This is a genomic window from Vibrio sp. Vb1980 (genome assembly GCF_033338615.1).
Classification (GTDB): domain Bacteria; phylum Pseudomonadota; class Gammaproteobacteria; order Enterobacterales; family Vibrionaceae; genus Vibrio; species Vibrio alginolyticus.
The window spans coordinates 386,938-413,826 of sequence record NZ_JAWOSZ010000003.1; the positions used below are offsets into that span (position 1 = coordinate 386,938).

The 26,889-nt window shown below is 45.5% G+C and carries 24 protein-coding genes; 16 read left to right on the forward strand and 8 right to left on the reverse strand.

Annotated elements, in window-relative coordinates; all coding sequences use genetic code 11:
• Nucleotides 1–68 precede the first annotated feature (68 nt).
• Both glnE and hldE read left to right on the forward strand, forming a co-directional pair.
• Complete coding sequence (glnE, locus tag R7F64_RS08220; RefSeq protein ID WP_318071596.1) at nt 69–2,912, forward strand: bifunctional [glutamate--ammonia ligase]-adenylyl-L-tyrosine phosphorylase/[glutamate--ammonia-ligase] adenylyltransferase; 2,844 nt, start codon at nt 69–71, stop codon at nt 2,910–2,912.
• A 67-nt stretch (nt 2,913–2,979) separates the two neighbouring features.
• Nucleotides 2,980–4,410 (forward strand): bifunctional D-glycero-beta-D-manno-heptose-7-phosphate kinase/D-glycero-beta-D-manno-heptose 1-phosphate adenylyltransferase HldE, encoded by a 1,431-nt coding sequence (gene hldE / locus R7F64_RS08225; RefSeq protein WP_017633601.1) that lies wholly within the window; start codon nt 2,980–2,982, stop codon nt 4,408–4,410.
• 176 nt (nt 4,411–4,586) lie between these two features.
• Here the strand turns inward: hldE and tolC are convergent, their stop codons facing one another.
• Nucleotides 4,587–5,915, reverse strand: a complete 1,329-nt coding sequence (gene tolC, locus R7F64_RS08230) for an outer membrane channel protein TolC (protein WP_005379884.1) — start codon at nt 5,913–5,915, stop codon at nt 4,587–4,589.
• Nucleotides 5,916–6,144: 229 nt separating this feature from the next.
• Here tolC and nudF point away from each other — a divergent pair, with 229 nt between their 5' ends.
• The 6 genes from nudF (at nt 6,145) to parC (ending at nt 13,157) form a co-directional block, all read left to right on the forward strand.
• Nucleotides 6,145–6,795, forward strand: coding sequence for an ADP-ribose diphosphatase (gene nudF / locus R7F64_RS08235; RefSeq protein ID WP_017633602.1), 651 nt, complete (start codon nt 6,145–6,147; stop codon nt 6,793–6,795).
• Nucleotides 6,795–7,238, forward strand: coding sequence for a DUF1249 family protein (locus tag R7F64_RS08240; RefSeq protein WP_017633603.1), 444 nt, complete (start codon nt 6,795–6,797; stop codon nt 7,236–7,238). The genes nudF and R7F64_RS08240 overlap by 1 nt, the downstream gene beginning before the upstream one ends.
• A 61-nt stretch (nt 7,239–7,299) precedes the next feature.
• Complete coding sequence (cpdA, locus tag R7F64_RS08245) at nt 7,300–8,106, forward strand: 3',5'-cyclic-AMP phosphodiesterase (protein ID WP_005387419.1); 807 nt, start codon at nt 7,300–7,302, stop codon at nt 8,104–8,106.
• 47 nt (nt 8,107–8,153) lie between these two features.
• A complete protein-coding gene (gene yqiA, locus R7F64_RS08250; RefSeq protein WP_005379875.1) occupies nt 8,154–8,738 on the forward strand; it encodes an esterase YqiA in 585 nt (194 codons plus the stop codon).
• A 249-nt stretch (nt 8,739–8,987) separates the two neighbouring features.
• Nucleotides 8,988–10,868: a DNA topoisomerase IV subunit B gene (gene parE / locus R7F64_RS08255; RefSeq protein ID WP_005379872.1), complete on the forward strand. Its 1,881-nt coding sequence runs from the start codon at nt 8,988–8,990 to the stop codon at nt 10,866–10,868.
• Nucleotides 10,869–10,871: 3 nt separating this feature from the next.
• Complete coding sequence (gene parC / locus R7F64_RS08260; RefSeq protein WP_318071597.1) at nt 10,872–13,157, forward strand: DNA topoisomerase IV subunit A; 2,286 nt, start codon at nt 10,872–10,874, stop codon at nt 13,155–13,157.
• Between the two features lie 37 nt (nt 13,158–13,194).
• Here parC and degS read toward each other — a convergent pair whose 3' ends face one another.
• From degS to zapG, 3 genes are all read right to left on the reverse strand, one after another.
• Nucleotides 13,195–14,259 carry an outer membrane-stress sensor serine endopeptidase DegS gene (degS, locus tag R7F64_RS08265; protein WP_017633606.1) on the reverse strand — a complete coding sequence of 355 codons (1,065 nt, stop codon included), beginning with the start codon at nt 14,257–14,259 and terminating at the stop codon, nt 13,195–13,197.
• Nucleotides 14,260–14,449: 190 nt separating this feature from the next.
• Entirely contained in the window at nt 14,450–15,817 is a 1,368-nt protein-coding gene (locus tag R7F64_RS08270) for a Do family serine endopeptidase (RefSeq protein ID WP_025768400.1), read from the reverse strand.
• A gap of 200 nt (nt 15,818–16,017) precedes the next feature.
• Nucleotides 16,018–16,461, reverse strand: coding sequence for a Z-ring associated protein ZapG (zapG, locus tag R7F64_RS08275; RefSeq protein WP_005379861.1), 444 nt, complete (start codon nt 16,459–16,461; stop codon nt 16,018–16,020).
• A gap of 195 nt (nt 16,462–16,656) precedes the next feature.
• Here zapG and zapE point away from each other — a divergent pair, with 195 nt between their 5' ends.
• The 8 genes from zapE (at nt 16,657) to sspB (ending at nt 23,366) form a co-directional block, all read left to right on the forward strand.
• Nucleotides 16,657–17,760, forward strand: coding sequence for a cell division protein ZapE (gene zapE / locus R7F64_RS08280; RefSeq protein WP_005387411.1), 1,104 nt, complete (start codon nt 16,657–16,659; stop codon nt 17,758–17,760).
• A 251-nt stretch (nt 17,761–18,011) separates the two neighbouring features.
• Complete coding sequence (rplM, locus tag R7F64_RS08285) at nt 18,012–18,440, forward strand: 50S ribosomal protein L13 (protein ID WP_005372872.1); 429 nt, start codon at nt 18,012–18,014, stop codon at nt 18,438–18,440.
• Between the two features lie 15 nt (nt 18,441–18,455).
• On the forward strand, nt 18,456–18,848 hold the full coding sequence (gene rpsI / locus R7F64_RS08290) for a 30S ribosomal protein S9 (protein WP_005372876.1): 393 nt from the start codon (nt 18,456–18,458) through the stop codon (nt 18,846–18,848).
• 693 nt (nt 18,849–19,541) lie between these two features.
• Nucleotides 19,542–20,132: a ubiquinol-cytochrome c reductase iron-sulfur subunit gene (gene petA / locus R7F64_RS08295; protein WP_005372877.1), complete on the forward strand. Its 591-nt coding sequence runs from the start codon at nt 19,542–19,544 to the stop codon at nt 20,130–20,132.
• Nucleotides 20,132–21,397, forward strand: a complete 1,266-nt coding sequence (locus R7F64_RS08300; RefSeq protein ID WP_005372880.1) for a cytochrome b — start codon at nt 20,132–20,134, stop codon at nt 21,395–21,397. Before petA ends, R7F64_RS08300 begins: the two co-directional genes overlap by 1 nt.
• Nucleotides 21,394–22,131: a cytochrome c1 gene (locus R7F64_RS08305; protein WP_005372881.1), complete on the forward strand. Its 738-nt coding sequence runs from the start codon at nt 21,394–21,396 to the stop codon at nt 22,129–22,131. The genes R7F64_RS08300 and R7F64_RS08305 overlap by 4 nt, the downstream gene beginning before the upstream one ends.
• Nucleotides 22,132–22,227: 96 nt before the next feature.
• Entirely contained in the window at nt 22,228–22,863 is a 636-nt protein-coding gene (gene sspA / locus R7F64_RS08310) for a stringent starvation protein SspA (RefSeq protein WP_005372897.1), read from the forward strand.
• Nucleotides 22,864–22,880: 17 nt separating this feature from the next.
• Entirely contained in the window at nt 22,881–23,366 is a 486-nt protein-coding gene (gene sspB / locus R7F64_RS08315) for a ClpXP protease specificity-enhancing factor (protein WP_005387408.1), read from the forward strand.
• A 72-nt stretch (nt 23,367–23,438) separates the two neighbouring features.
• Here sspB and R7F64_RS08320 read toward each other — a convergent pair whose 3' ends face one another.
• The 4 genes from R7F64_RS08320 to R7F64_RS08335 are packed head-to-tail and all read right to left on the reverse strand — an operon-like array spanning nt 23,439 to nt 26,889.
• The gene (locus R7F64_RS08320; RefSeq protein WP_213867132.1) at nt 23,439–24,107 is read right to left on the reverse strand and encodes a BON domain-containing protein; all 669 of its coding nucleotides are present in this window, start codon (nt 24,105–24,107) and stop codon (nt 23,439–23,441) included.
• Nucleotides 24,108–24,128: 21 nt separating this feature from the next.
• The gene (locus R7F64_RS08325; protein WP_005372901.1) at nt 24,129–24,719 is read right to left on the reverse strand and encodes a phosphoheptose isomerase; all 591 of its coding nucleotides are present in this window, start codon (nt 24,717–24,719) and stop codon (nt 24,129–24,131) included.
• A gap of 3 nt (nt 24,720–24,722) precedes the next feature.
• Nucleotides 24,723–25,091, reverse strand: coding sequence for a YraN family protein (locus R7F64_RS08330; RefSeq protein ID WP_005372903.1), 369 nt, complete (start codon nt 25,089–25,091; stop codon nt 24,723–24,725).
• A complete protein-coding gene (locus tag R7F64_RS08335) occupies nt 25,078–26,889 on the reverse strand; it encodes a penicillin-binding protein activator (RefSeq protein WP_005372905.1) in 1,812 nt (603 codons plus the stop codon). The genes R7F64_RS08330 and R7F64_RS08335 overlap by 14 nt, the downstream gene beginning before the upstream one ends.

The following is a 26,889-nucleotide window of genomic DNA, read 5'->3' on the forward strand; positions in this document are numbered from 1 at the left end:
GGCGTTTTTATTTGCTTTCAGTCTGGTATAAAGAATGAGTTACCGTGCTTTTCAAACAAGGAAGAAAAATGCAGCTGCCTTCGCCACTGATTTCTATCGCTGAATCTGCCGTACAAAACGCCCAAGACGCAGGTTATTTTCCCTTTTGGCCCGATGAGGTTGCGCAGCAATTTCGTTATGTGGCGGGCTTAAGCCAATTTATAACCGAAGCCATTCATCGCGATGAAGTCCTAGCCCGTGAGTTGCCAAGTATGTTAGCGCAGCCAAGTCGTCAGGAGTCTTACCGCTCACGCCTTGCTGAACTGTTGGAACAATGTCCTGATGAGATGTCTGGTCATCGCGTATTGCGTCAGTTTCGCAATCGAGAAATGGTGTACATTGCGTGGAAGGATTTCACGCATGCATGGTCTCTAGAGACGTCTTTAAGCCACTTATCTGAGTTGGCAGAAGCGATGATTTTTGAAACCTATCAATGGCAATATCAAGTGTGTTGTCAGGAGTGGGGCACGCCAACAAGTGAGGACGGTGAAGTGCAGCCGATGTTAATTATCGGCATGGGGAAACTGGGTGGTGGCGAGCTAAACTTTTCTTCCGATATTGATCTAATTTTCACGTATCCAGAGAATGGCGAAACCCAAGGCGCACGCCGCAGCATTGCCAATGCCCAGTTCTTTACTCGTCTTGGTCAACGCATCATCAAAGCGCTTGACCAACAAACCTTCGATGGTTTTTGCTACCGCGTCGACATGCGACTTCGCCCATTTGGAGAAAGTGGCCCTTTGGTAATGAGCTATGCCGCACTTGAAGATTATTACCAAGAACAGGGGCGAGATTGGGAACGTTACGCGATGATCAAAGCTCGGGTGATGGGATGTGAGATGTACCCGCAGTATCAAGAGCTACGCCAAATGCTGCGCCCTTTTGTTTTTCGTCGTTATATTGATTTCAGTGCGATTCAATCTTTGCGACGAATGAAGTCGATGATCAGTAGCGAGGTTCGCCGCCGAGGGTTGAATAACAACATTAAGCTAGGTGCGGGTGGCATCCGAGAAATTGAATTTATCGCTCAAGTTTTTCAATTGATTCGAGGTGGTCGAGAGCCTTCTTTGCGTAATCGAGGGCTGTTGGAAACGCTGCAAGGCATTGAAGAACTGGCATTGCTTACTCCAAAAGAAGTCAGCGATCTAGAAGCTGCATACAAGTACTTGCGTCAATTAGAAAACTTGTTGCAAGCAATGGCGGATAAGCAAACCCAGACGCTGCCTGATTGCGAAACCGAACGCTTAAAGCTCGCCACCGCGATGAAAATGAGCTGTTGGGAGCAATTGATTGAGCAAACCCAGCAGCATATGGCAAATGTTCACCAAGTTTTTGAATCACTAATTGGTGATGATGAAGAAGACGAGGGGACTACTGTTGCTCGTCATTTTCATGAGCTATGGGATATGGCCGACAAACAAGACGTTCTTGAGCATATCTTGCAGCAGGATATTCAGATTGAAGACTTTGCTTCATGCGCGAAAACCATCATCAACTTTAAAACCGATCTGGCCAAAAAAACGTTAGGCCCACGTGGACGCGAAGTGCTCAATCGTTTGATGCCGAAAGTGTTTGATGCGGTCTTTGCCCATCCTGATGCACAGTTTGGTTTATCTCGTGTACTTCACTTGCTACACAACATCTGCACTCGCACGACTTACTTGGAATTATTGGATGAGCATCCAGCGGCTCTGGTGCAGCTCGTACGTTTGTGTACCGCAAGTCCAATGATTTCAGAGCAGCTGTCTCGTTATCCTATCTTGCTTGATGAGTTAATCGACCCTGCGCAGCTGTACAATCCCATTCCATTAGACAGTTACCGTACAGAGCTGCGTGATTATTTGGCGCGTATTCCTGAAGATGATATGGAACAGCAAATGGAAGCGTTGCGTCAGTTTAAGCAAATTTGTATTTTGCGTATTGCAGCGGCAGATATTGCTGGCGCATTGCCAGTGATGAAAGTGAGTGACCATTTAACTTATTTAGCGGAAGCTATCGTTGATGCGGTGATCAGTCAGGCTTGGTTGCAAGTGTCTGAAAAGTACGGCGAGCCAACGCATGTGCAAGATCGTGAAGGCAAAGGCTTTGCTGTAATTGGTTATGGTAAAGTCGGAGGGTGGGAGCTCGGCTATAACTCCGATTTGGATATTGTCTTCATGCATGACTGCCCAGTCAATGTCTACACTGACGGCAAAAAAGAGATTGATGGTCGTCAGTTCTACCTTCGTTTAGCACAGCGTATCATTCATATTTTCTCCACTCGCACCGCTTCCGGTATTTTATACGAGGTCGATACCCGATTGCGTCCGTCCGGTGCATCGGGTTTGTTGGTTAGCCCAACGGACGCGTTCGACGACTATCAACATCAAGACGCGTGGACATGGGAGCATCAAGCACTTGTCCGCGCGCGCATGATTTATGGTGATGAACCACTGGCAATTGCATTTCACAATACGCGGCATGATGTGCTGTGCAAAGCACGCGATCAAGCTGAACTGAAAAAAGACGTTGTCGAAATGAGAGAAAAAATGCGCGGTCATCTTGGGGGGAAAAAGCCAGGCCGCTTTATGCTCAAGCAAGATGTGGGTGGGATTACCGATATCGAATTTCTCGCTCAGTACCTAGTGCTCAACTATAGTCACGATAAGCCGAAATTGACGCGTTGGTGTGATAATGTGCGCATCTTTGAAACGCTCATTGCGCAAGATGTTATGGACGAAGACCAAGCAATGCAGTTGATACGTGCTTACACGACAATGCGCAACGAAATACACCGCCGAAATCTACTCAATTTAGACGCTGATGTGGTGGAAGATAAGTTTGTTGCCGAAAGGGAGTGGGTAAAACAGGCTTGGAATCAGTGGTTCAGTTAAGACCATATATTTAGCCTCGATAAGGGCTGTGATAAACTCACTTCGATTTAATTTTTGGAGACCAACAATGAAACCAATTCTACCTGATTACAACAGCGCTGGTGTGCTCATCATCGGTGATGTCATGCTAGATCGTTACTGGTATGGCCCAACCGGGCGCATTTCTCCTGAAGCGCCGGTTCCTGTTGTAAAAGTAGAAAACAATGAAGAGCGTCCTGGTGGTGCTGCGAACGTTGCGATGAACATCGCATCACTAGGTGGCCATGCTCACATTGTTGGTCTAACTGGGGAAGATGAGCCTGCAAAAGTGCTGACGGAGACGCTGAGCTCACTCAATGTGAAGTGCGATTTCGTTGCACTGCCTGATTACCCAACGATTACGAAGCTTCGTGTAATGAGCCGTGGACAACAGCTTATTCGTCTCGACTTCGAAGACAAGTTTGAAAACACAGATTCTGCGCCAGTGTTATCTCGAATGGATGCCGCACTGCCAAACGTTAAAGCCGTGATTATGTCTGATTACGCAAAAGGTTCGTTAGAGCATGTTCAGGCATACATTCAAAAAGCGCGCGCAGCAAATATTCCGGTTTTCATTGACCCGAAAGGTGCGGATTTTGAACGCTACCGTGGCGCAACACTTCTTACGCCAAACATGAAAGAGTTCGAAGACGTTGTAGGTAAAGTGAAATCTGACCAAGAGCTAGTAGAGAAAGCACTGGCTTTGGTTGAAGAGTTTGAATTTGAAGCGCTTTTAGTGACACGCAGCGAAAACGGAATGACCTTGATTCGTCGTGGTCAGGAACCGTTCCACCTTCCAACTCAAGCGAAAGAAGTGTATGACGTGACAGGTGCGGGCGACACGGTTATCTCTGTATTGGCAGCGTCTGTTGCCGCAGGCAAATCATTTGAAGAAGCGTGTGCACTAGCAAACGCAGCGGCAGGTGTTGTAGTTGGTAAACTAGGCACGTCAACGCTTTCTGAGATTGAATTAGCAGAAGCGGTACATGGCAGCCAAGACACGGATTACGGTGTGATTTCAGAAAAAGCACTGATCGAAGCGGTGAAAAAAGCACGAGCTCGTGGCGAGAAAGTCGTTATGACAAATGGCTGCTTTGATATTCTGCACGCTGGGCATGTGTCTTACTTAAACCATGCTGCTGAACTGGGCGATCGCCTAATCGTTGCGGTAAATACCGATGAGTCAGTAAAACGCCTTAAAGGCCCTGGTCGTCCGGTAAACCCAACCGATCGCCGCATGGCGGTGTTGGCAGGTTTGGGCGCTGTGGATTGGGTTGTACCATTTAGTGAAGATACGCCGCAGCGTTTGATCTCAGAAGTTCTACCAAGCTTGCTAGTAAAAGGCGGTGACTACAAACCAGAAGAGATTGCTGGTGGTAAAGAAGTCATTGCGGCGGGTGGTGAAGTTCGTGTATTGAACTTTGAAGATGGCTGCTCGACCAGTGAAATCATTAATGCAATCAAAGGCGGTAAGGGCTAAGCCTGCTGTTTGTTAGCATTGAAATGCTATTTGCTCATAAAGGTCGCTAAGTGCGGCCTTTTTGATACTTTTAGTTCAGAGGCACTTTTAGGCCTGAACTACAAGTAATAAAAAACGCCAGCTGATAACTCAACTGGCGTTTTTATTTATTAAGACCTGAAGTATTCAGTTAGCGGTTATTTTGCCGCTTTCAAACCTGCATCAACGTCCAAGATGTCTTGTTCGCTTAGCGTACCAACTGCTTGGCGTAGCTGAAGAACACTTAAAATGTAGTCGTAACGAGCGTTCGATAGGTTTTTGTTCGCATCGTATAGACGACGAGTCGCGTCCAGTACATCAACGATAGTACGAGTACCTACATCAAAGCCAGCTTCTGTTGCTTCTAGTGCAGAGCGTGCAGAAATAACCGCTTGCTCATACGCACGTAATGCGCCGATAGAGGCGTTAATGTTGTTGTTTTGTGCGCGAACATCTTTGACTACGCTACGGTACTGTGCTTCAAGATCTTCGCTTGCTGCCACGTACGCGTATTCAGCTTGTTTGGTTTGAGAGGTTACGTTACCACCTGTGTATAGCGGTACTGCAAGGTTCACACCAATATTGAAGTTGTCTGTCGTGTTGTCACGAGAGCTATGAGAAGTATCACCGTAGTTGTAACCACCGTCTAGAGAGAGCGTTGGTAGGTGGCCAGAGCTTGCTAGTGAAATATTATCACGCGCAATGTCTTGAAGAATACGTGATGATAGCAAGGTCAGGTTTTTGGTTTTTGCTTCATCAATGAGCGATTCAGCTGGTACAGTCGATGGGCTAGCAGTGAAGCGGCCAGTGTCCAAAATGTTGAGATCTTTGTGCTCTTGGCCTGTAATTTCACGCAGTGACTCGTAGCTATTAGTTAGCGCGTTTTCTGCCAACACTTCGTCCGCTAGCACTTGGTCGTACTGAGCTTGTGCGTCATGCACGTCAGTGATTGCAGACAAACCTACTTCAAAGCGCTGTTTAGTTTGCTCAAGTTGACGGCCAACCGCGGCTTTTTCTGCACGTACGAAAACAAGATTATCTTGTGCGCGTAGAACTTCAAAATACGCTTGTGACACGCGAAGAATCAGTGCCTGTTGCGTCGCTGCGTAAGTTGCGTCTGCTTGGCGAGCACTTTTCTCAGCAGTATCTAGAGAGATCCAAGATGCGCGGTTGTAAAGTGCTTGTGAAAAGCTAACACCAGCGGTTAGCGCGTTGCCATCGTTTGATACGTCACTAATTAGATTTGAATCGTATTCAGTATCACCACGAGTTAAATTGTAACCCGCAGTAAGGTTGATCTGTGGTAATAGAGCACTACGGCTTGAGGTGATTGCTTCGAAAGCTTGGTCACGTTGTGCTGCTACACTGAGCAATTGTGGATCATTTTGTTTTGCCAAGTCGTAGATTTCAGCCAAAGAGTCTGCGAACGCAGACGTACTCATGCTACCTAGCGCTGCACTGATAAATAGTGGAAGCAATTTTTTCATTTTCTATTCCCGCGGTCCATAGATTGGTTAATTCTCAGTAGTTTAACTCAATTTGCACGATATTTACTCTAAAGTTTGCACTTTTTTACACGTAATTATCCACTTGTGCAATAAATTTTTAGCAAAGACTTAAATTAATTTGTAACTATTATACAAAAAGTTGAGCCAAGTCCTTTGAGCAAGCGAATAACAATGAGTAAACTACAGGATTCACTCAGAGAGGTGTTGAATGCAACAGCGTGACAAACAACAACAAGATTTTACTTCGCGAGATGTAAAAGTCATCTCGAAAGAAACCTTATTTGAAGGTTTTTTCAAAATGGTGAAATACCGCTTTCAGCATAGGCTATTTGCTGGTGGTTGGAGTGGAGTTGTCGAACGAGAAATGTTCGAGCGTGGTCACGCAGCAGCGATGCTTCCTTATGATCCAAAGACGGACCAGGTCGTAATCATTGAACAGATTCGTATTGGCGCGTTGGAACATGAACACCCTTGGCAGCTAGAAATTGTCGCCGGTATGATTGACCGCGATGAATCTGCTGAAGCCGTAATTCGTCGAGAGGCTGTCGAAGAAGCGGGGATTCAGGTGGGGCGCGTTGTACCTGTTACGTCCTATTATCCTTCGGCTGGTGGTTGCTCGGAAAAGCTAGACGTCTTTGTTGGTGAAGTGGATGCGTCTAAAGCGCACGGCATTCATGGTTTAGACTATGAGAATGAAGATATCCGAGTTCATGTCATGAGTCGTGAAACGGCGTATCAATGGGTGAAGGACGGAAAATTTGAAAATGGTGCGTCGATTATTGCGTTGCAATGGCTGCAATTACACCATCAAGAGTTAAAGTCAGAATGGGGACTATCCCAAACGGTGGAGAGTGAGTAATGGCACAATTGGCTGAAAAACAACAATATCATGTTGATTTAGCTGGTCTTATGAGAACGTATGAGACCAACTACGCTAAATTGAATGCCTTATTGCCTGCTTCTGCCGAAGTTGGGGATGTACGTTGCTACCAAGCGGCGAACATGGTTTACCAATTGACCGTGAATGAAATCACAAAATACACCACAGTTGTTGAGATATGTCAGAGTGATGAAACGCCAGTGTTTCCTTTACCGACGATGTCTGTCAGGCTTTATCATGATGCGAGAGTAGCCGAAGTATGCTCAAGCGGAGAGTTCTCTCGCATAAAAGCTAAGTATGATTATCCCAATGACCAACTGATGCAGAAAGATGAAAAGCATCAATTAAACACATTCCTCGGTGAATGGCTGACGTTTTGTTTACGAAGTGGTATCAGTAGAACACCACTTGCCTTCAATTGATCGTCACTTCACTAAAGGAAAATAACAAATAACGATATAGTGGACGAATCAGGTTTTCATTTTGCAATCATCTAGTGACAGCATCAAACTTTTACAAATTACGGATACTCATCTGTTTGCTGCCGATGAGGGAAGTTTGCTAAGCGTAAAAACAGTCGATAGCTTTAATGCTGTTGTTGCTGATGTTTTACGCCGCAACGTGGCGTTTGATTACATTTTGGCGACGGGCGATATTTCCCAAGACCATAGTGCAGAATCTTATCAGCGCTTTGCCAACGGCATTGAACCGCTAGAGAAAGACTGCTTTTGGCTACCTGGTAATCATGATTACAAGCCTAATATGGGCAGTGTTTTGCCTTCGCCACAAATCAAAGCCGCAGAGCATGTGTTGCTTGGCGAGCATTGGCAGTTAATTCTTTTAGACTCGCAAGTTGTTGGCGTTCCTCATGGGCGCTTGAGTGATCAGCAATTAACGCTACTCGAAGAAAAGCTAGCCGAACACCCAGAAAGACACACACTTGTTTTGTTGCATCATCACCCGTTACTGGTGGGAAGCGCGTGGCTTGATCAACATACTTTAAAAGATGCCGAAGCGTTTTGGCAGGTTGTCGAGCGTTTTGATAACGTGAAAGGCATTCTCTGTGGTCATGTTCATCAAGATATGAATGTGCTTCACAAGGGCATTCGAGTGATGGCAACACCCTCAACTTGTGTTCAGTTTAAGCCTAACTCGGATGATTTTGCCCTTGATACCACTTCGCCTGGTTGGCGGGAGCTGCAACTACATGCTTGTGGCGATATTACGACCCAAGTAGGTCGGCTTCCTGATGGCCAGTTCCAACCAGACTTCTCTTCTAACGGCTACTAACGCGCCCGAGCTCTCTGTTCGGGCTCGCTTTTTTGTGCGAGATATCTATGAGTAAACCTTCACTTCTTCTCTATATCCATGGCTTTAATAGCTCTCCACTCTCCATGAAAGCGAATGTGATGAGAGCCTACTGCGAGCAACATAGGTCTGATATCAAGGTGATTGTTCCCCAGTTACCTTGTTATCCTCAGCAAGCGGCGAAAATGTTGTTGGATATTATCGAGCAATATAAAGATGACTATAAAATTGGTCTAGTGGGCAGCTCATTAGGCGGTTTTATGTCAACGTGGCTAAATGACAAGTTTGGGTTTAAAGCGGTAGTGGTTAACCCCGCAGTCAAGCCTTATGAGTTGCTAGTAGATTATTTGGGTAAGCAAACTAACCCATATACGCATGAAACCTATACACTTGAAGCTTGTCATATTGACGAGTTAAAAGCTCTTGATGTACAAAGCATCGCGTCGCCACATTCTTTTTGGTTATTGCAACAAACAGAAGATGAGGTTTTAGACTATCGACAAGCGGTAGATAAGTTTGCAGACGCTAAGCAAACAGTAGAACAAGGCGGTGATCACAGTTTTGTAGGCTTTGAGCGTTATCCTGCACAGATTATCGAATTTCTAGAACTGTAATTCGAAAGCGATTGGAAAAGGCTCATAGTTTTTATTGATATATCCAACCGTTTCTTGACATGAGCGGTATGCTTTCCGACTATGTTTTGCCAAAAGATCTTAAGGGTCGAGGACCCTGGCTACTTTGTTATGCATCATGTTTACAAACTCTTAGTGATGTGAACAGGGTGGCTTTTTCGTTTCCTGAGTATGGGTACGCCCATTGGTGATACTCAGGCAACAAGTAAACTTTGAGAATAATTCCGTATTATGACTGAACAATATAATGCTGGTGCCATTGAAGTACTGAATGGCTTAGAGCCAGTACGTCGCCGACCAGGGATGTATACGGATACAGCGCGCCCAAACCATTTGGGCCAAGAAGTTATCGACAACAGTGTCGATGAAGCGCTAGCCGGACATGCCTCAAAAGTACAAGTCATCCTACATGCTGACCAATCACTCGAAGTGATCGATGATGGTCGAGGCATGCCTGTTGATATCCACCCAGAAGAGAAAGTATCAGGCGTAGAGCTAATTCTATGTAAGCTACATGCGGGTGGTAAGTTCTCTAACAAAAACTACCAATTCTCTGGTGGTTTGCACGGGGTAGGTATATCTGTAGTAAACGCGTTGTCAAAACGCGTTGAAGTAACAGTTCGTCGTGATGGTCAAGTGTATGAAATTGCATTTGAACACGGCGAGAAAGTGTCTGATCTGACCGTAACTGGCACATGTGGTCGTCGCAATCGCGGTACCAGCGTACATTTCTGGCCTGATGCGAAGTACTTCGATTCGGCTAACTTCTCTGTGACGCGCTTAGTCAACAACCTGCGCGCAAAAGCGGTTTTGTGTCCGGGCTTAGAAATCACATTAACCGACAAAGTTAATGACAAAGACTATAAGTGGTACTACGAAGATGGTTTGAAAGACTATCTTGCGGAAGGTGTAAAAGGCTATCCAGTTATTCCTGAAGAACCATTTACTGGTGAGTTCTTGGCGGATACTGAAGCGGCAAACTGGGCGGTAATTTGGCAGCCAGAAGGCGGTGAGATGATCACCGAAAGCTACGTTAACCTGATCCCAACCGCTCAAGGTGGTACGCACGTTAATGGTTTACGCCAAGGCTTATTGGAAGCGATGCGCGAATTCTGTGAGTTCCGTAATCTATTACCTCGTGGTGTGAAGCTAACGGGTGATGACGTTTTCGACCGCTGTTCTTACGTGCTGTCGGTTAAAATTCAAGATCCACAATTTGCAGGCCAGACCAAGGAACGTCTCTCTTCTCGTCAAACCGCGGCATTTGTCTCTGGCGTTGTAAAAGATGCGTTCAGTCTTTGGTTGAACGAAAAGCCTCAGCTCGCAGAGCAATTGGCAGAAGTCTGTATCGCTAACGCGCACCGTCGTATGCGAGCGGCGAAAAAAGTCGTACGTAAGAAAGTGGCATCCGGCCCGGCATTGCCAGGCAAGTTGACCGACTGTTCTGCACAGGACTTAAGTCGCACGGAAATCTTCTTTGTGGAGGGTGACTCTGCGGGTGGCTCGGCAAAACAGGCACGTGACCGTGAATTCCAAGCTGTGATGCCACTGCGTGGTAAGATCTTGAACACGTGGGAAGTCTCTGCCGATCAAGTTCTTGCGTCTCAAGAAGTACACGATATCTCTGTTGCTTTGGGTATTGACCCAGATAGCGACAACCTCGAGAGTCTTCGTTACGGTAAGATCTGTATCCTTGCCGATGCGGACTCGGATGGTCTTCACATCGCAACGCTGCTTTGTGCTCTATTTACTCGTCACTTCCGCGCACTAGTGGAAGCGGGTCATATCTATGTGGCAATGCCGCCTCTGTATCGAATCGACTGCGGGAAAGAAGTGTTCTACGCCCTCGATGACGATGAAAAAGATGGCATTTTAGAGCGCTTGTCGAAGAAGAAAGCCAAAATCAACGTGCAACGATTCAAAGGTCTGGGTGAGATGAACCCACTTCAGTTGCGTGAAACCACCATGGATCCGAACACGCGTCGCTTAGTGCAGTTAACCATTGACGACTCTACGGCGACCATGGAAATGATGGACATGCTGCTAGGTAAAAAGCGTGCAGATGACCGTCGTTCTTGGCTACAAAACAACGGCGACTTGGCAGAGGTGTAACGGATGTCTACAGAAATTACCTACGATGGCGTCGAACAATTGCCAATGCGCAAGTTCACTGAAGACGCTTATCTGAACTACTCGATGTACGTAATCATGGACCGCGCCTTGCCATACATTGGTGATGGCTTAAAGCCGGTTCAACGACGCATCATTTATGCGATGTCAGAGCTTGGTCTCTCTGCATCAGCAAAATACAAAAAATCTGCACGTACCGTTGGTGACGTGCTAGGTAAATACCATCCGCACGGTGATTCAGCGTGTTACGAAGCGATGGTATTGATGGCTCAGCCATTCTCTTACCGCTATCCATTAGTGGATGGTCAAGGTAACTGGGGTGCGCCAGATGATCCGAAATCATTTGCGGCAATGCGTTATACCGAAGCAAAACTGTCTAAGTTTGCTGAAGTATTGCTTGGCGAACTTGGCCAGGGCACGGTTGAATGGCAACCTAACTTTGATGGCACAATGAAAGAGCCACAAATGTTGCCAGCACGTCTGCCTCATATCCTGCTTAACGGTGTAACCGGCATTGCCGTTGGTATGGCAACAGACATCCCACCGCACAACGTTCGTGAAATCGCAGATGCGACTATTCATTTGATCGACAACCCGAAAGCAGAACTGCCGGACGTGATGCAGTATGTCAAAGGTCCAGATTACCCAACAGAAGCAGAAATTATCTCGCCGCAAGCGGATATCGAGAAGATTTACCGCAACGGTCGTGGCAGCATCAAAATGCGCGCGGTTTGGCATAAAGAAGGTTCTGATATTATTATCACTTCTTTGCCTCACCAAGTATCGGGTGCCAAACTGCTTGAGCAAATCGCTAACCAGATGCGTGCGAAGAAGCTGCCAATGGTTGACGATCTTCGTGACGAATCGGATCACGAGAACCCAACGCGTATCGTTGTGGTGCCTAAGTCAAACCGCGTCGATTGTGACTTGTTGATGAACCACTTGTTCGCATCAACGGATCTTGAGCGCAGTTACCGCGTTAACTTGAACATGATTGGTTTGGATAACCGTCCTCAAGTTAAAGGTCTGGTGCAAATTCTGTCTGAGTGGATCGAGTTCCGTCGTACGACTGTGCGTCGTCGTCTACAACATCGCCTAGACAAAGTAATGGCTCGTCTACACATCTTGGAAGGTTTGTTGGTTGCTTACCTCAACCTAGATGAAGTGATTGAGATCATCCGTACTGAAGACGATCCAAAAGCGGTGCTGATGGAACGCTTTGGTATTACCGATATCCAAGCGGATGCAATTTTAGATACCAAACTTCGTCATCTAGCAAAACTAGAAGAGATGAAGATCCGTGGTGAGCAAGACGAGCTAGAGAAAGAGCGTGAGAAGCTAGAACAGCTACTCGGTTCTGAGCGTCGTCTGAACACACTACTGAAAAAAGAAATCAAAGCAGACGCAGAGAAATACGGTGATGACCGTCGCTCTCCAATGGTTGAGCGTGCAGAAGCAAAAGCGCTGACTGAACGTGACCTCGTACCAAGTGAGCCAATCACGGTTGTGCTTTCTGAGAAAGGTTGGATTCGTCACGCGAAAGGCCATGACGTGGATGCCGAAGGCTTAAACTATAAGTCGGGTGATAAGTATTTAGCGCATGCTCGAGGTAAGAGTAATCAGCCTGCGGTATTCCTAGGTAGTGACGGTCGAAGTTACTCTCTGGAATCGCACTCACTGCCTTCTGCTCGTAGTCAAGGTGAGCCGATTACCGGTCGCTTGAATATTACGGCTGGTAGCAGTATTCGCCAAGTCATCATGAGTGAAGAAGAGCAGCTGTGGCTGGTGGGCTCAGATGCAGGTTACGGCTTTGTATGTAAAGGCGCGGACTTGCTGTCTAAAAACCGCAGTGGTAAAGCGCTCGTCACTTTACCTGCCAACTCTGAGATCATGACGCCAAAAGAGATTGAAGATTTAGACTCTGATGAAATCTTAGCAATCACTAACCAAGGTCGCATGCTGCTGTTCCCAATCAAAGACTTGCCACAACTGGCGAAAGGTAAAGGGAATAAGATCATCAACATTCCTGCTGCTAAAGCAAAAGAGCGAGAAGAAGTACTATCTCACTTAATGTCTTTACCAAAAGGTGCATCGTTAACGCTGTACGCGGGTAAGCGAAAGTTGGGTCTTAAACCGTCTGACCTTGATAACTTCCGTGGCGAACGTGGTCGCCGAGGTGGGTTATTACCGAGAGGTTTGCAGCGAGTCACTCGCATTGAAGTTGAGCTAGATGATTCCGATACGACGGAAACACCGAGCGATAGCGAGTAACGCACAAATAAAAATCCCAGCCAATGGCTGGGATTTTTTATGCTTCTTGCTTGTCTTCGGCAATGGTGACTTTCAAGGTCATCTCTTTTCCTTTGCGAATGATACCGACGTCCACGGTGGTGCCAGGACGTAAATCGGTGACGATATCCATAACGCTCTGACGCCCTTGCACTTTATTGCCATCAATACTGATAATGATGTCCTGCTTTTGGAAGCCTGCCGCATTGGCTGGACCATTTGGATCAATACCAAGTACGACAATACCACCTATGTGTTCATTTCCAAGCAGGCGAGCAGTGACCGCATTAATGTCTTGGCCGTCGATTCCAATATAACCACGAATCACGCGGCCATCAGCGATGATTTTCTGCATGATCTTACTGGCTAGCGGCGCAGGGATCGCAAAAGAAATACCGTAAGTTTCTAAGTCTGTCGCTTGCTGAAAAGAGGCGGTGTTAATGCCGACGAGCTCGCCTTGTGTGTTCACTAGGGCTCCACCAGAGTTACCTTCATTGATGGCGGCATCGGTTTGAATGAATGCTTGACGACCGTCGCTAATAGATGAACGACCTGTGGCTGAAATAATGCCGAACGTTGTGGTTTGTCCAAGGTTGTATGGGTTACCGATGGCTAGTACTACATCGCCCACTTGTGGTTTGTAATTAGAGTTCAGAGGGATTACGGGCAAATTCGAACCTTCGACACGCAGTACGGCTATATCAGTACGTTTATCTGTCCCTACGAGCTGAGCCGCTGCGGCTCTGCCGTCTTGTAATGCCACAACAATTTGATCAGCTTGAGCAACCACATGATAGTTAGTAATGATGTAGCCTTTCTCACTAACAATGACACCTGACCCCAGACCTTGAGTCGAGAGTTTACTGCGATCATTCTCAACATACTTACGGCTGTAGATGTTTACCACTGCAGGCGCTGCTCTTCGGACCGCTTGATTAAACGTCAACTCGACTGATGCGATATTAACAGGTTGAGGATCAAGCGCGGCAGGAATTACGTTGTTGCGCAAAGATGGAACCGCCAGTAATACCACTGCGGCAGTAGCCAAGCCTAAAAAGACAGAACGTAATAAAAAGCTGAGCATATCCTCTCCATGCGTGAGCGCCAAAATGGCATCGAAGATGAAGAATAGCATTACATTGAAAAATAACAAAAGGGCAGCACGTCATCGCGCTGCCCTTTTCATTAGTTATTGAGCGATAAGGAAAAGTGATCGAGCCTTATCACTCAGTACTATGCATCGAAAACCTTATTTTCTATCACTTTGAAAGTGGTTAACGAATGACAAGGTAAATAGTACGTTCACCACGTTGAATATTAAGAGCCAGTACACCTTTGTGTTTCTCTACGATTGTACGAAGCTCGGCAAGGTTTTTCACTCGTTGACGGTTCACACCGATAATAATGTCACCTTGTTGTAATTGATATTGAGCAGCCGGAGAGTTATCTGCAACGCTCGATACTTTAACACCTTGGATTACATCACTTGGTGTTGTATTGCTTAATTCCGCACCTTTGAGTCCCTCATGTAATGTCTCCGCTTTAGCTTTCATATTCGTAGATTCGCCAAGCGTTACATCAAAGGTTTTATTCTTACCATCTCGAACCACACCTAATGTGATTTCTTTACCTGCGCCCAGTGTTGCCACTTTTGCGCGGAGCTCTGAGAAAGTATTAATCGCTTTGCCGTTCACCGATACAATTACGTCACCGGCTTTTAACCCTGCTTTATCGGCTGCGCTGTCCGGTACGACTTGACCAATAAAGGCCCCTTTACTTGACTCGTAACCCAATGCATCAGCTAGCTCAGAGGTTACTTCGCCACCTTGCACACCCAACATGCCGCGTTTGACTTCACCAAACTCTAGAATTTGATCAGTGAGGTTTTTCATCATGTTTGATGGAATCGCAAAACCAATACCCACGTTACCGCCGTTAGGGCCTAAAATTGCAGTATTAATACCGATCAGCTCACCATTAAGGTTGACCAATGCACCACCAGAGTTACCGCTGTTAATTGCGGCATCGGTTTGGATGAAGTTTTCGAAGTTTTCAACGTTTAAGCCACTACGACCAAGGGCTGAAACAATACCCGAAGTTACGGTTTGACCGAGCCCAAATGGGTTACCAATCGCAACCGTAAAGTCACCGACACGCAGTTTGTCGGAATCCGCGACTTTAATCTGCGTTAAGTTTTTCGCTTTCTCTAATTTAAGTAACGCAACATCGGCCATTTCATCACCGCCAACGAGCGTAGCGTCATACTCGCGCCCGTCAAAGAGGCGAACTCGAATCTCATCTGCGCCCTTGATCACATGGTAGTTAGTGACAATATGGCCTTTCTTCGCATCAATAATGACACCAGACCCTAAACCTCTGAACGGGCGCTCTCGCCTTTGTTCCATAGGAAAGTCTGGGCCAAAGAAAAATTGAAATTGCTCGGGAATGCGGCTGGTTTGTACTTGTTTACCTTCTACAGCAATACTCACAACAGCTGGGGTCACCTTCTCAAGCATTGGTGCCAAGCTAGGTAACTGTTGGCCATCCACATTCAAAGGTAATGCGGCAGTGGCTTGAACTGGGGCAATAATCGAACCCAAACTCAGAGATAGAACGGTGAGCGCAAGCAGTGGTTTTTTCATCCAATAACTCCTCTTGAAACATGTCTGCCAAAAAGAAATATCCGAACGGTTAGTTCACTTTGTTAATAACTAATATAGGGTCTAGTTCGGACAATCAAAAGGGGAGGCAGTGCACACCCAAGTTAGAGCGAAGGTGAGGTGAAAAAGTTCAAAAAAGGGCCGATACAAATGTATCGGCCCTAGATAGAAGTAAGAGAGGATTATGATGCTTTTGCGGTTACCGCTTCGGGAGCATTAATGATTTCTTTCTCTTGATCCTTCAAAAGACCGGTGGCGCCATTAGCGTAGTCTTTTGGTTGTTCGTTAAACTCTGGTTGATCTTCTGCAATGGTTTCAGACGACATTGCCGTTTTCTTATCAAACGGGTTGTCTTGTTCTGGTAAGTTTGGCAAAAGCTCAGAAGAGGTCTTGGCCATATGTTGGTATAGCTTGGTGTAATCTTTACCTAGGGTGTCCAACATTTCTGCGGTTTGTGCAAAATGATCGACGAGCTCTTGACGTTGTTGCTCTAATTCAAACTTGGCCGCTTCAAGTTCTTTCTGCACAGACTTTTGTTTCTTGTATTCAGGGGTGGTTAGTCTACTAATGACTACGCCTACGATTGTACCGACCAGCAAACCCACAATGGCATAAATCCAAGGCATAACTGCTCCTTATAGTTGTTTTAACAAGTCTTTTACTACTTAGTTACACGCGGTGCTCGTCCATGTTACTATGGCTTGAACAGCCGATAAAGAAAAATAGCAGTATGTCTTCGGGGACTGATAACTACTTCTCTCTATTCTCAAAGTTGACCCCGAGGTAACCCTTTTCTCTATACCTCTATACGACTTAATACGATGACACCACTACAACAATATCAAAAAGACATAGCAGAACACGGGTTTCAGCGTGATGAAGCTCAGTATCAAGCGGTCGTTGCATTAGACAAGCTTTACCATGCTATCGTTGAATTTCAGTCAGCGCCTGTGCCTCAGCTTTCCAAATGGCAAAAGCTAATGGGGAAAAAAATCGACAAGCCTGAACCACCAAAAGGCCTTTACTTTTGGGGTGGGGTAGGTCGCGGTAAAACCTACCTTATGGACGCATTTTTTGATGCTTTACCGACCCAAAGAAAAATGCGCGTCCACTTCCATCGATTTATGTATCGAGTACATGATGAGTTGAAGCTGTTAGGTGATGTCGAAAATCCTCTATCAAAAGTGGCGGATAAATTTAAAGAAGAAGCAGATGTGGTTTGCTTTGATGAATTTTTTGTTTCCGACATTACTGATGCGATGATCCTTGCAACGTTACTTCAAGAAATGTTCAAGCGGCAGATGATCCTAGTCGCGACTTCAAACATCGAGCCGCAGAACTTATATCGTAACGGTTTGCAAAGAGCGCGCTTTTTGCCCGCGATCGATATGATTTTGGCACGTTGTGAAGTGTTGAATGTCGATAGTGGCGTTGATTATCGCTTAAGAACGTTAGAACAGGCTGAAATATACCATTACCCGCTTGATGAGCAGGCTAGCATAAACCTTAACAAATATTATCAGCAGCTGACTGGAGAGCGTCAGTTTGTTGCTCATCAAATCGAAGTTAACCACCGTCAACTAGCGGTGATTGAAGCAAGCGACGGGGTGCTGCATGCGTCGTTTGCTCAGTTGTGTCAAACTGCTCGCAGTCAAAATGACTACATTGAATTGTCTCGTATTTACCACACGGTATTACTGGCAGATGTTCAACAAATGAACCGAAAAATCGATGATGCGGCGAGACGCTTTATCGCGCTGGTCGATGAGTTTTACGAGCGCAATGTTAAGTTGATTATTTCTGCTGAAGTGCCAATGGCCGACTTATATACTGATGGGCAGTTAGAGTTCGAATTTAAGCGCTGTTTGTCTCGGCTTACTGAGATGCAAAGTCATGAGTATCTCGCGCGTGAACATTTGGCCTAGATCCAATGGGTTCTTAAAAAAGTGAAGAAAAAATTAGTGATTTGGCGCAAAAAAAGGTGATTTTTTCTTCGCTCTTCTCTATAATCCTGCGACCCACCGTTACTGCAGACCTGATTATCGAAGTTATTTCGAAATTGAAGGTCGAGAGTACCAACGACTCGAAGGGGTGATGACTGGGCTCTTAGACAGTGTGGGAGCACTATTGGGTGTTCCTTTAAAGTTTAAAATTTAATTAACGGGTTATTGTTAGCATGAAAACTTTCGTTGCTAAACCAGAAACTGTAAAACGCGACTGGTACGTTGTAGACGCTGAAGGTAAAACTCTTGGCCGTCTAGCAAGTGAAATTGCATCTCGCCTACGTGGCAAACATAAAGCTGAATACACTCCTCACGTTGACACTGGTGATTACATCATCGTTATCAACGCTGAGAAAGTTGCTGTAACTGGTAACAAAGCTAAGAACAAAGTGTACTACCGTCACTCTGAATTCCCAGGTGGTCTAAAATCTATCACTTTTGAAAAGTTGATCGATCGTAAACCTGAGATGGCTCTTGAGCTTGCAGTTAAAGGCATGCTTCCACGTGGTCCTCTAGGCCGTGCTATGTACCGTAAGCTAAAAGTTTACGCGGGCGCTGAGCACAACCATGTTGCTCAACAACCACAAGTACTAGACATCTAATTGGGGATTTCGAAAATGGCAGAGAATCAATACTACGGCACTGGCCGTCGCAAAAGCTCAGCTGCACGTGTTTTCATTAAACCAGGCAGCGGTAACATTGTAGTAAACAAGCGTAACCTTGACGAATACTTCGGTCGTCCAACAGCACGTATGGTTGTACAACAACCTCTAGAGCTAGTTGAACTAACTGAAAAGCTAGACCTTTACGTAACAGTTAAAGGCGGCGGTATTTCTGGTCAAGCTGGTGCTATCCGTCACGGTATCACTCGCGCGCTTATGGAATACGATGAGTCTCTACGTCCTGCTCTACGCGCAGCTGGCTACGTTACTCGTGACGCTCGTTGCGTTGAACGTAAGAAAGTTGGTCTACGTAAAGCACGTCGTCGTCCACAGTTCTCTAAGCGTTAATTTCCTCTTATCGGGAATTATGCTTTCAGAGTTACTCTGGAAACTGTGTACCAAAAGCTCGGCTCTATGCCGGGCTTTTTTGTATTTAAAGACATCATACTTGTCTTCAAGCAACGAACAGCCTTCACTTATCATCACACTCCGAGCAGGCCTTCTTATTCGTCCTCTTCGTCGAAAGGTTGTCAGTGCCGTTTTATATGTGTGCCTTATTTAATCGCGACTCACCACGCTTTCTCTTGCGATGCAGCATAGATGTATTCATCAGCAGGAATGTCTTTGTATCTTATTCTTCCTGTAACATGTTTTAAAATGACTTACGTTCCTTTTTGAGCATTCTGCGTGCTACAAAATTGAAAATATAAACACAGTAAGCTGAACGCGTAATACGAAATATTTCTCTGTGTAATTAACTGAAAACTACCAAGATAAAAGGTTTTATCCGCTTTCAGCGGGGCTTCTATGTGGTGCTTTCTTGTTACAAATCACATCAATTTTTTATAATTCTGCCGCTTTTGTGACGACGCGAGCGATTTGCCTCACAAATGTTACAAAAAGGTAGCTTTATCTTGTCAAAAAGTAGGGTTTTCTTTATCATTTCCCTCCAATAAATAGAACTAAATTCATTATTTGTTAGCCATGCTCTTATAAGCGGAATAATAACGATCCAAAGGGAGCAAATGGGAGAATGTTTGGATGAGCAACGCGCCTTTAAATAACGGTCGCAGGCGTTTTCTAACCGCTACAACGGCAGTTGTTGGTGGGTTAGGGGCAGTCGCCGTCGCCGTGCCTTTTATCAAATCATGGAATCCGAGTGCTAAAGCCAAAGCGGCGGGCGCACCGGTGGAAGTGGATATAAGTAAAATTGAACCAGGTCAGCTGGTTCGTGTTGAGTGGCAGGGAAAACCTGTATGGATTGTTCGCCGCACTCAAAGCGTTCTGGATAACTTAAAATCGATCGGTGATAAGCTTCGCGATCCACAATCTGAAATGGAGCAGCAGCCTGAGTACGCTCAGAATGAGTTTCGTTCGATTAAGGAAGAGTTTTTCGTCGCAGTTGGTTTCTGTACCCACTTAGGTTGTTCACCAACCTATCTACCTGACTCTTTCTCAGAGCAGGTGCAGGGCGTAAGATCTGGCTTCTTCTGTCCTTGTCATGGTTCTAAGTTCGACATGGCTGGTCGAGTGTTCCAAGGAGTACCTGCTCCGTTGAACCTTGTCGTTCCTAAGCACATGTATTTGAGCGATACCAAGCTCATTGTGGGTGTTGATGAGGGAGATGCATAATGCAAGCAATGTTAGATTGGGTTGAAAAGCGTATTCCTGCAATGAATGCTTATAAAAAGCATTTGTCTGAATACCCAATGCCTAAGAACTTCAACTTTTGGTACCTTTTCGGTTCTCTGGCGATGCTGGTTCTTGTTAACCAAATCCTAACGGGTATTTGGCTAACGATGAACTATGTTCCTTCAGGTGACGGTGCATTTGCGTCCATCGAATACATTATGCGTGATGTAGAGTACGGTTGGCTTCTGCGTTACATGCATTCCACTGGCGCGTCAGCGTTTTTCGTTGTTGTGTATCTTCACATGTTCCGTGGTTTGATCTACGGTTCATACCAAAAACCTCGTGAACTGTTGTGGATCTTCGGTATGTTGATCTTCTTAGTTCTCATGGCTGAAGCGTTCATGGGTTACCTACTTCCATGGGGTCAGATGTCATACTGGGGTGCGCAGGTAATCATTTCCCTGTTTGGTGCTATTCCTGTTATCGGTGATGACCTAACGCTTTGGATTCGTGGTGACTACATCATCTCTGGTGCAACGCTAAACCGTTTCTTTGCACTACACGTTATTGCACTGCCTATCGTTTTGCTTCTTCTTGTTGTTCTGCACGTATTGGCGCTGCACGAAGTAGGCTCAAACAACCCGGATGGTATCGAAACTAAGCTGCCAAAAGGCTCAATGGGCGACGATTACAAAACGCAATTCAAGTTCCACGATTACTACACGAAGAAATATGACATCATTGATTCGATTCCTTTCCATCCGTACGGCACGGTTAAGGACTTGGTCGGTGTTGCTGGTTTCTTGTTCTTCTTCTGTTACGTTCTGTTCTTTAACCCAGAAATGGGTGGGTACTTCCTTGAGCCGCCTAACTTTGAAGCTGCAAACCCACTGAAGACACCAGAGCATATTGCTCCGGTATGGTACTTCACGCCGTTCTACGCAATCTTACGTGCGGTTCCAGACAAACTATTAGGTGTTATCCTAATGGGCGCGTCAATTGCAGTGCTGTTTGTTCTACCTTGGTTGGATCGTTGTAAAGTTCGTTCATACCGTTACCGTAGCAAACTTCATCTATTGAATATTGTACAGTTCACTATCGCCTTTATCGCTCTGGGTATTTTAGGTGCGTTACCTGCGACGCCAACGTACACACTACTATCTCAGATCTTTAGCTTGTGTTACTTCATGTTCTTTGTGTTGCTGTTCTTCTACAGCAAAAATGAAGCAACCAAACCATTACCAGAGAGGGTGACATTCAAATGAAGAAGTGGATTGTAATTCTATTTGCTATGTTGCCATCACTAGCGATGGCAGCTGGGGCCAATGTTCCGCTGGATAAAGCGAATGTTGACCTTACGGATAAAGCTTCGCTACAAAACGGCGCGAAGTTGTTCATGAACTACTGTTTTGCTTGTCACTCTACGCAATACCAGCGTTACGAGCGTGTAGCAACAGACTTGGAAATTCCAACAGACTTAATGAAAGAAAACCTGATTTTCAATCCTGAAGCGAAAATCGGTGATCTAATGGTCAATGCTATGCCACCGAAGCAAGCTGCAAACTGGTTTGGTGCTCCACCACCAGATCTTACGTTGGTTGCACGAGTTCGTGGTGCTGATTGGTTATACACTTACTTACGCTCTTTCTATGTTGATCCATCTCGTCCATTCGGCGTGAACAATATCGTCTTCCCGAGTGTTGGTATGCCGCATGTGCTTGAAGAGCTACAGGGCATCCCGACGCCGATTTACGATACGAAAATCGTAGATGGCGAAGAAGTACAAGTTGTTGTTGGTACTGAAACCGATGGCACGGGTGAGCTGAGTGAAGGCGAATATGACAAAGCGGTTGGCGATCTCGTTAACTTCTTAGTTTATTCAGGTGACCCAGTGCAGCTCGAGCGTCACGCTCTAGGCTGGTGGGTAATGGGCTTCTTAGTGCTTCTAACCATCGTTGTTGTGATGCTCAAGAAAGAGTATTGGCGCGATGTGCATTAATTGTGCTAAAATACCGTGCTAATTCCCAATTTTAATTGATGTACAATGGAGGCTTAGCCTCCATTGTTTTTATTTGTAAGTGTACTGGAGGGCTCCATGGCTGTAGCTGCCAATAAACGTTCTGTGATGACTCTTTTCTCAAGTGCATCAGATTTGTATAGCCATCAGGTTCGCATTGTACTAGCTGAAAAAGGCGTAAGTGTTGAAGTTGAGCTTGTTGACGAAGCAAACCTTCCTGCTGAGCTTGTTGAGCTAAACCCATATAAATCAGTGCCAACTCTTGTTGACCGTGAGCTAGCTCTTTACGATTCAAAAATCATCATGGAGTACTTGGACGAGCGTTTCCCTCATCCACCTCTAATGCCGGTTTACCCTGTTGCTCGTGGCAACAGCCGCTTGATGATGTACCGTATCGAACGCAACTGGTATTCACTCGCTGAAAAAGTGATGAAAGGTAATGCGGAAGAATCAGAAAAAGCACGCACAAAGCTGCGTAATGATCTTCTGACGTTAGCGCCAATTTTTGCTGAATATGAGTACTTCATGAGCGAAGAATTCAGCTTGATCGATTGTTACCTAGCTCCACTATTGTGGCGTTTGCCTCAACTTGGTATCGATCTTGTTGGCCCTGGTTCAAAAGAAATCAAGGTATACATGAACCGCGTATTTGAACGTGATTCGTTCCTTGCTTCTTTGACTGAAGCTGAACGTGAAATGCGCCTAGTTCGTTAAGCGATTTAAAACACGTTATGGATATTGCAAAAATGACTGCTCGCCGCCCGTATATGCTTCGCGCATTTTACGACTGGTTAGTAGACAATGACTTGACTCCTCACTTGGTTGTGGATGCAACAATGCCAGGGGTGCGTGTCCCGGTTGAATTTATTCAAGATGGTCAAATTATTTTGAATATTGCGCCACGTGCAGTGGGTAATCTTGAGTTAGGTAATGATGCGATTACCTTCCATGCTCGCTTTAGCGGTCGACCGCACTCAGTGATCGTGCCCGTGTATGCTGTTCAAGCTATTTATGCCCGTGAGAATGGTGCTGGTACTATGTTTGAACCAGAAGAAGCGTACACTCACATCGAAGAAGAAGCGATGACCGAGGAAGAATCATCCCCATCGTTCACAACGGTTAGTGATGAGCCTTCTGAGTTAGTTTCTGATTCAGATGCCGAAGAGGACGATGCTCCTCGACCAAAAGGCAAACCAAGCTTAAGAGTGATTAAATAATAAAAAAGCAGCGTAACGCTGCTTTTTTTCTTTTTAACTTGTTGAAGATGATTTCAAGCCAGACTTTGGAAATTACTCACTAATCGTAAAGACTTCGACGTTCTCTTCATTTTCTGTGCTTACCTCACTTTCTATTGTTTGTACACCGTCATTCGGTAAGTCCACTTCAACAGGCTCCATTTCGCCGTATTGGAACCCTTTAATGACTTGTTTTACGCCTGAGATATTACGCGCGATTTCTGTCGCTCGATCGCCTTGTTCTGGTGTGACATAACCAAACAGAAAAACATCGCCATCTTCGGTGATCACTTTAACCTTAACACCATTAAGCTCAGAATCAGTAAGCAAAGCTGACTTTACTTTGGTTGTGATCCAGCTGTCATTGCTAATCTGGGTAACAGTGAGTGGCTCTTTTTGTTTGATTTGATTGTGTATGACTTTTACACCACTAACTTCTCTAGCTCTTCGCTCTAAAGCAAGGATAAGGTCTTGTGTCGGAGCTTGTCCCATAAGGACTACAGTCCCATTATATGAACTGGCAACGACACGTACTTCACCTTTAAACGGTGCTTTATTGCCGATCGCCGCAACTTCGAATTCAATGTTATTGTCCTGCCAGATTTGTTTTGTCGTGCGTGTGTCCGTGACAATATTCGCTGTGGTTGCTGCACCTGCGATAAACAAACCTGCGCAACCACTTAAACTCAATGCTGTTAATAAGATAACAAGGCTACGTATCATAATTCTGACTCTCAGTCTTGGTTACTCTTCGTGAGCAGGGAAAAGCACCTGGTCAATAAGATCACAAAGGCAATGGAGTGTTACCATATGTACTTCGTGAATACGTGCAGTGCGGTGTGATGGAATACGAATTTCGACGTCGTTCTCACCGAGCAGTCCTGCCATCTCTCCGCCATCTTTTCCTGTTAGCGCGATAATCGTCATGTCTCGAGTTACGGCTGCTTCCATCGCTTTGATAATATTTTTACTGTTACCGCTAGTCGACATGGCAAGCAAAATGTCGCCTGGTTGACCAAACGCTCGTACCTGTTTTGAGAAGATTTCCTGGTAGTGGTAATCGTTGGCCACTGCGGTTAGGGTGGTATTATCGGCGGTTAAGGCCATTGCTGGCAGGCTAGGGCGCTCAGTTTCAAAACGGTTTAAAAGACAAGAAACAAATTGTTGAGCGTTTGAAGCACTGCCGCCATTACCACAACATAAAATTTTATTGCCATTAAGCAGGCTCGACACCATCGCTTGAGCTGCATGAGTAATGGCATCAGGCAGCGCCTCTGCTGCTGCGATTTGAATTTGAATACTTTCTGTAAAGCTGTCTTTAATGCTGTCTAGCATCGCTTATCCTTCAGAGATTGCGTTTTCTATCCAGTTGATATCTCGACCATTATCATGAATGGCGATGACATCAAATCGATAATCGATATTGTGTTTTAAGCGCTTTTGTTGGCTAAGCCAAACTTGTGCGGTTTTGACTAGCTTGCGCATTTTAGCGTGCGTCACCATTTCTGCTGCCGAGCCAAAGTGATTGTTCTTACGGTATTTGACTTCAACAAACACAATAGTTTCACCTTGTTGGAAGATTAAATCAATCTCACCGACCTTAGTCAGAAAATTTTGTTCAATAAAGTTTAAGCCCTGGCGTTGTAAATACTGCTTCGCCAGAGCTTCATATTGATTTCCGATTTGGCGCTTACTAAAGAGCCCCACGCTCAGCCCAGCTTAGCTCACGCTGTACAACACAATTATTGTCGATACTTAAAATACCGGTTTGGCCGCCAACTGAGTAGCCCGGAACGACCTTCATTTGTGGCAGCTCCCCAATCAATTTATACGCATCCATACCCAGTGCTTTCAAACGTTTTTCCATGTTAGATTGCTCTGACCACAACTCGTTCATTTCAGCGGTCACGCTAGGGTCTGGGTCAATCAGCAATGGAATATCGCTGTAGATGATGCCTGTTAGATCTTCGTAAGTCGCGCCGCCACTGTTGCTACGCGAGCTAGAGAAAATTTGTGGCGCTTTGGCGTCTGGATTAATCGCTACCTCAATAAACGGCTTAATCAAGGTCAGTTCCGTGCTTCTAGCAACAATATAAACCGCATCGACATCACGACGGCTACGTGGCTGTGTTTCAAGCTTGATACGCATTAGTGATTGCATCTGAGCAATACGTTGTTTGCTTTCTTGTAGGCCAAATACTTCATTGATGTCTTTTTGAAGTTGGCGCTTGTCACCAAAATAACTTGCTGCGACTTTATTAGAGCTGTACTTGCGCCACTCTTTGTTGAACGCTTCAGTTACACGTTCACCAAAGCTGCCCTTTGGTGCCAGAATCAGAGGGAAGTTATAGCCTTCGCTGAACAAGTGTTTCGCTGCTTGTGCGGCTTCTTGTTCCGGTGATAATGCCAAGTAGCAAATATTGCTATCTGGTTGCACATCTTCGGGAATATTTAGCGCAAGGGCTGGAATCGTAGGACCATTTTCTGAGCCATCCATGGTTGTGTGCAATAGCTCAACGTTCTCTTTTTCTAGAGGACCAACAACAAAATCGATGTTTTCATTGATCAAACGTTGTTTAATTTGGTCGGCGTTATACGCATTAGTGTCTATTACCGTGAGGGTAGCGCTTGGATCACGGTTACGATCATTCATCATCGCAAACACAAAACCATCACGAATTAATTGCGCTTGTGGCGAGAATTTACCAGTAAGCGGCAGTAACAAAGCGGTGTTGTTTGGTTTAACAATGTCTAGAGAGAGAATGTTTTGAATCTCTTCTGGTGTGTAGATAGCGGCTGGGTGCGATGGGTTCTCGTTTAACCAGCGTTCTAGGGTATTTTTTAGTTGGGATAAGTTGCCCGACAGCGTTTTCGCATAAATAGCGAGTTGTAGCCAACCATCCAAAACATCTTCATTTGGCTCTGTTTCTAATGAGGTCAGTTCGTACTCGGAGTAGCTGCCAAAGTTCATCCAAATACGGCTAGAAATCTCTCTCTGCTCCGCGGACGATGCATATTGACCAAATGCAACCAGTTGGCGGTTTGCCTCAAACGCTTGGTTAAGACCTTGATAAGCGTCGGCACGCATCAAGTAATAGTCTTTCCATTGCTCATTTGGCAACTTCCACCAAGGTTTAAAATTCAACAATTGCAGCAACTGAGAGTAATTACCCTGTTTTTGCTGTATGGTCGCACGCGCTAGTTGCCACTCTGCTTGCTGAACTTCGGTTAACTGTTGACGAGCTAGGCGCTTGATCAACATTTCTGCTTGATCAAACTGGTTTGCTTGAATCGCGGCTTTGGTTGCCATGATCAACCAGTCATTTTGTAAACTGCCTTCCGTGCTATCAGCTTGGATCATATAGTTCTGAACAGACTGAGTAGGCTCAAGTGTTACATCAACGCCATCAGGCTGTCTTGGACCTGAAGAACAGGCGGCGAGCGTAATTGCTAGTGCAACAGGAGTAAGTATGCGTGGTACACTGAGTCTCTTATGGTTAATCAT

What these genes read in the sequence shown, in the direction of transcription:
- glnE (WP_318071596.1), top strand. Translation starts at nt 69, where the DNA reads ATGCAGCTGCCTTCGCCACTGATTTCTATCGCTGAATCTGCCGTACAA.
- hldE (WP_017633601.1), top strand. Translation starts at nt 2,980, where the DNA reads ATGAAACCAATTCTACCTGATTACAACAGCGCTGGTGTGCTCATCATC.
- tolC (WP_005379884.1), bottom strand. Translation starts at nt 5,915, where the DNA reads ATGAAAAAATTGCTTCCACTATTTATCAGTGCAGCGCTAGGTAGCATG.
- nudF (WP_017633602.1), top strand. Translation starts at nt 6,145, where the DNA reads ATGCAACAGCGTGACAAACAACAACAAGATTTTACTTCGCGAGATGTA.
- R7F64_RS08240 (WP_017633603.1), top strand. Translation starts at nt 6,795, where the DNA reads ATGGCACAATTGGCTGAAAAACAACAATATCATGTTGATTTAGCTGGT.
- yqiA (WP_005379875.1), top strand. Translation starts at nt 8,154, where the DNA reads ATGAGTAAACCTTCACTTCTTCTCTATATCCATGGCTTTAATAGCTCT.
- parE (WP_005379872.1), top strand. Translation starts at nt 8,988, where the DNA reads ATGACTGAACAATATAATGCTGGTGCCATTGAAGTACTGAATGGCTTA.
- parC (WP_318071597.1), top strand. Translation starts at nt 10,872, where the DNA reads ATGTCTACAGAAATTACCTACGATGGCGTCGAACAATTGCCAATGCGC.
- degS (WP_017633606.1), bottom strand. Translation starts at nt 14,259, where the DNA reads ATGCTCAGCTTTTTATTACGTTCTGTCTTTTTAGGCTTGGCTACTGCC.
- R7F64_RS08270 (WP_025768400.1), bottom strand. Translation starts at nt 15,817, where the DNA reads ATGAAAAAACCACTGCTTGCGCTCACCGTTCTATCTCTGAGTTTGGGT.
- zapG (WP_005379861.1), bottom strand. Translation starts at nt 16,461, where the DNA reads ATGCCTTGGATTTATGCCATTGTGGGTTTGCTGGTCGGTACAATCGTA.
- zapE (WP_005387411.1), top strand. Translation starts at nt 16,657, where the DNA reads ATGACACCACTACAACAATATCAAAAAGACATAGCAGAACACGGGTTT.
- rplM (WP_005372872.1), top strand. Translation starts at nt 18,012, where the DNA reads ATGAAAACTTTCGTTGCTAAACCAGAAACTGTAAAACGCGACTGGTAC.
- rpsI (WP_005372876.1), top strand. Translation starts at nt 18,456, where the DNA reads ATGGCAGAGAATCAATACTACGGCACTGGCCGTCGCAAAAGCTCAGCT.
- petA (WP_005372877.1), top strand. Translation starts at nt 19,542, where the DNA reads ATGAGCAACGCGCCTTTAAATAACGGTCGCAGGCGTTTTCTAACCGCT.
- R7F64_RS08300 (WP_005372880.1), top strand. Translation starts at nt 20,132, where the DNA reads ATGCAAGCAATGTTAGATTGGGTTGAAAAGCGTATTCCTGCAATGAAT.
- R7F64_RS08305 (WP_005372881.1), top strand. Translation starts at nt 21,394, where the DNA reads ATGAAGAAGTGGATTGTAATTCTATTTGCTATGTTGCCATCACTAGCG.
- sspA (WP_005372897.1), top strand. Translation starts at nt 22,228, where the DNA reads ATGGCTGTAGCTGCCAATAAACGTTCTGTGATGACTCTTTTCTCAAGT.
- sspB (WP_005387408.1), top strand. Translation starts at nt 22,881, where the DNA reads ATGGATATTGCAAAAATGACTGCTCGCCGCCCGTATATGCTTCGCGCA.
- R7F64_RS08320 (WP_213867132.1), bottom strand. Translation starts at nt 24,107, where the DNA reads ATGATACGTAGCCTTGTTATCTTATTAACAGCATTGAGTTTAAGTGGT.
- R7F64_RS08325 (WP_005372901.1), bottom strand. Translation starts at nt 24,719, where the DNA reads ATGCTAGACAGCATTAAAGACAGCTTTACAGAAAGTATTCAAATTCAA.
- R7F64_RS08335 (WP_005372905.1), bottom strand. Translation starts at nt 26,889, where the DNA reads ATGATTAACCATAAGAGACTCAGTGTACCACGCATACTTACTCCTGTT.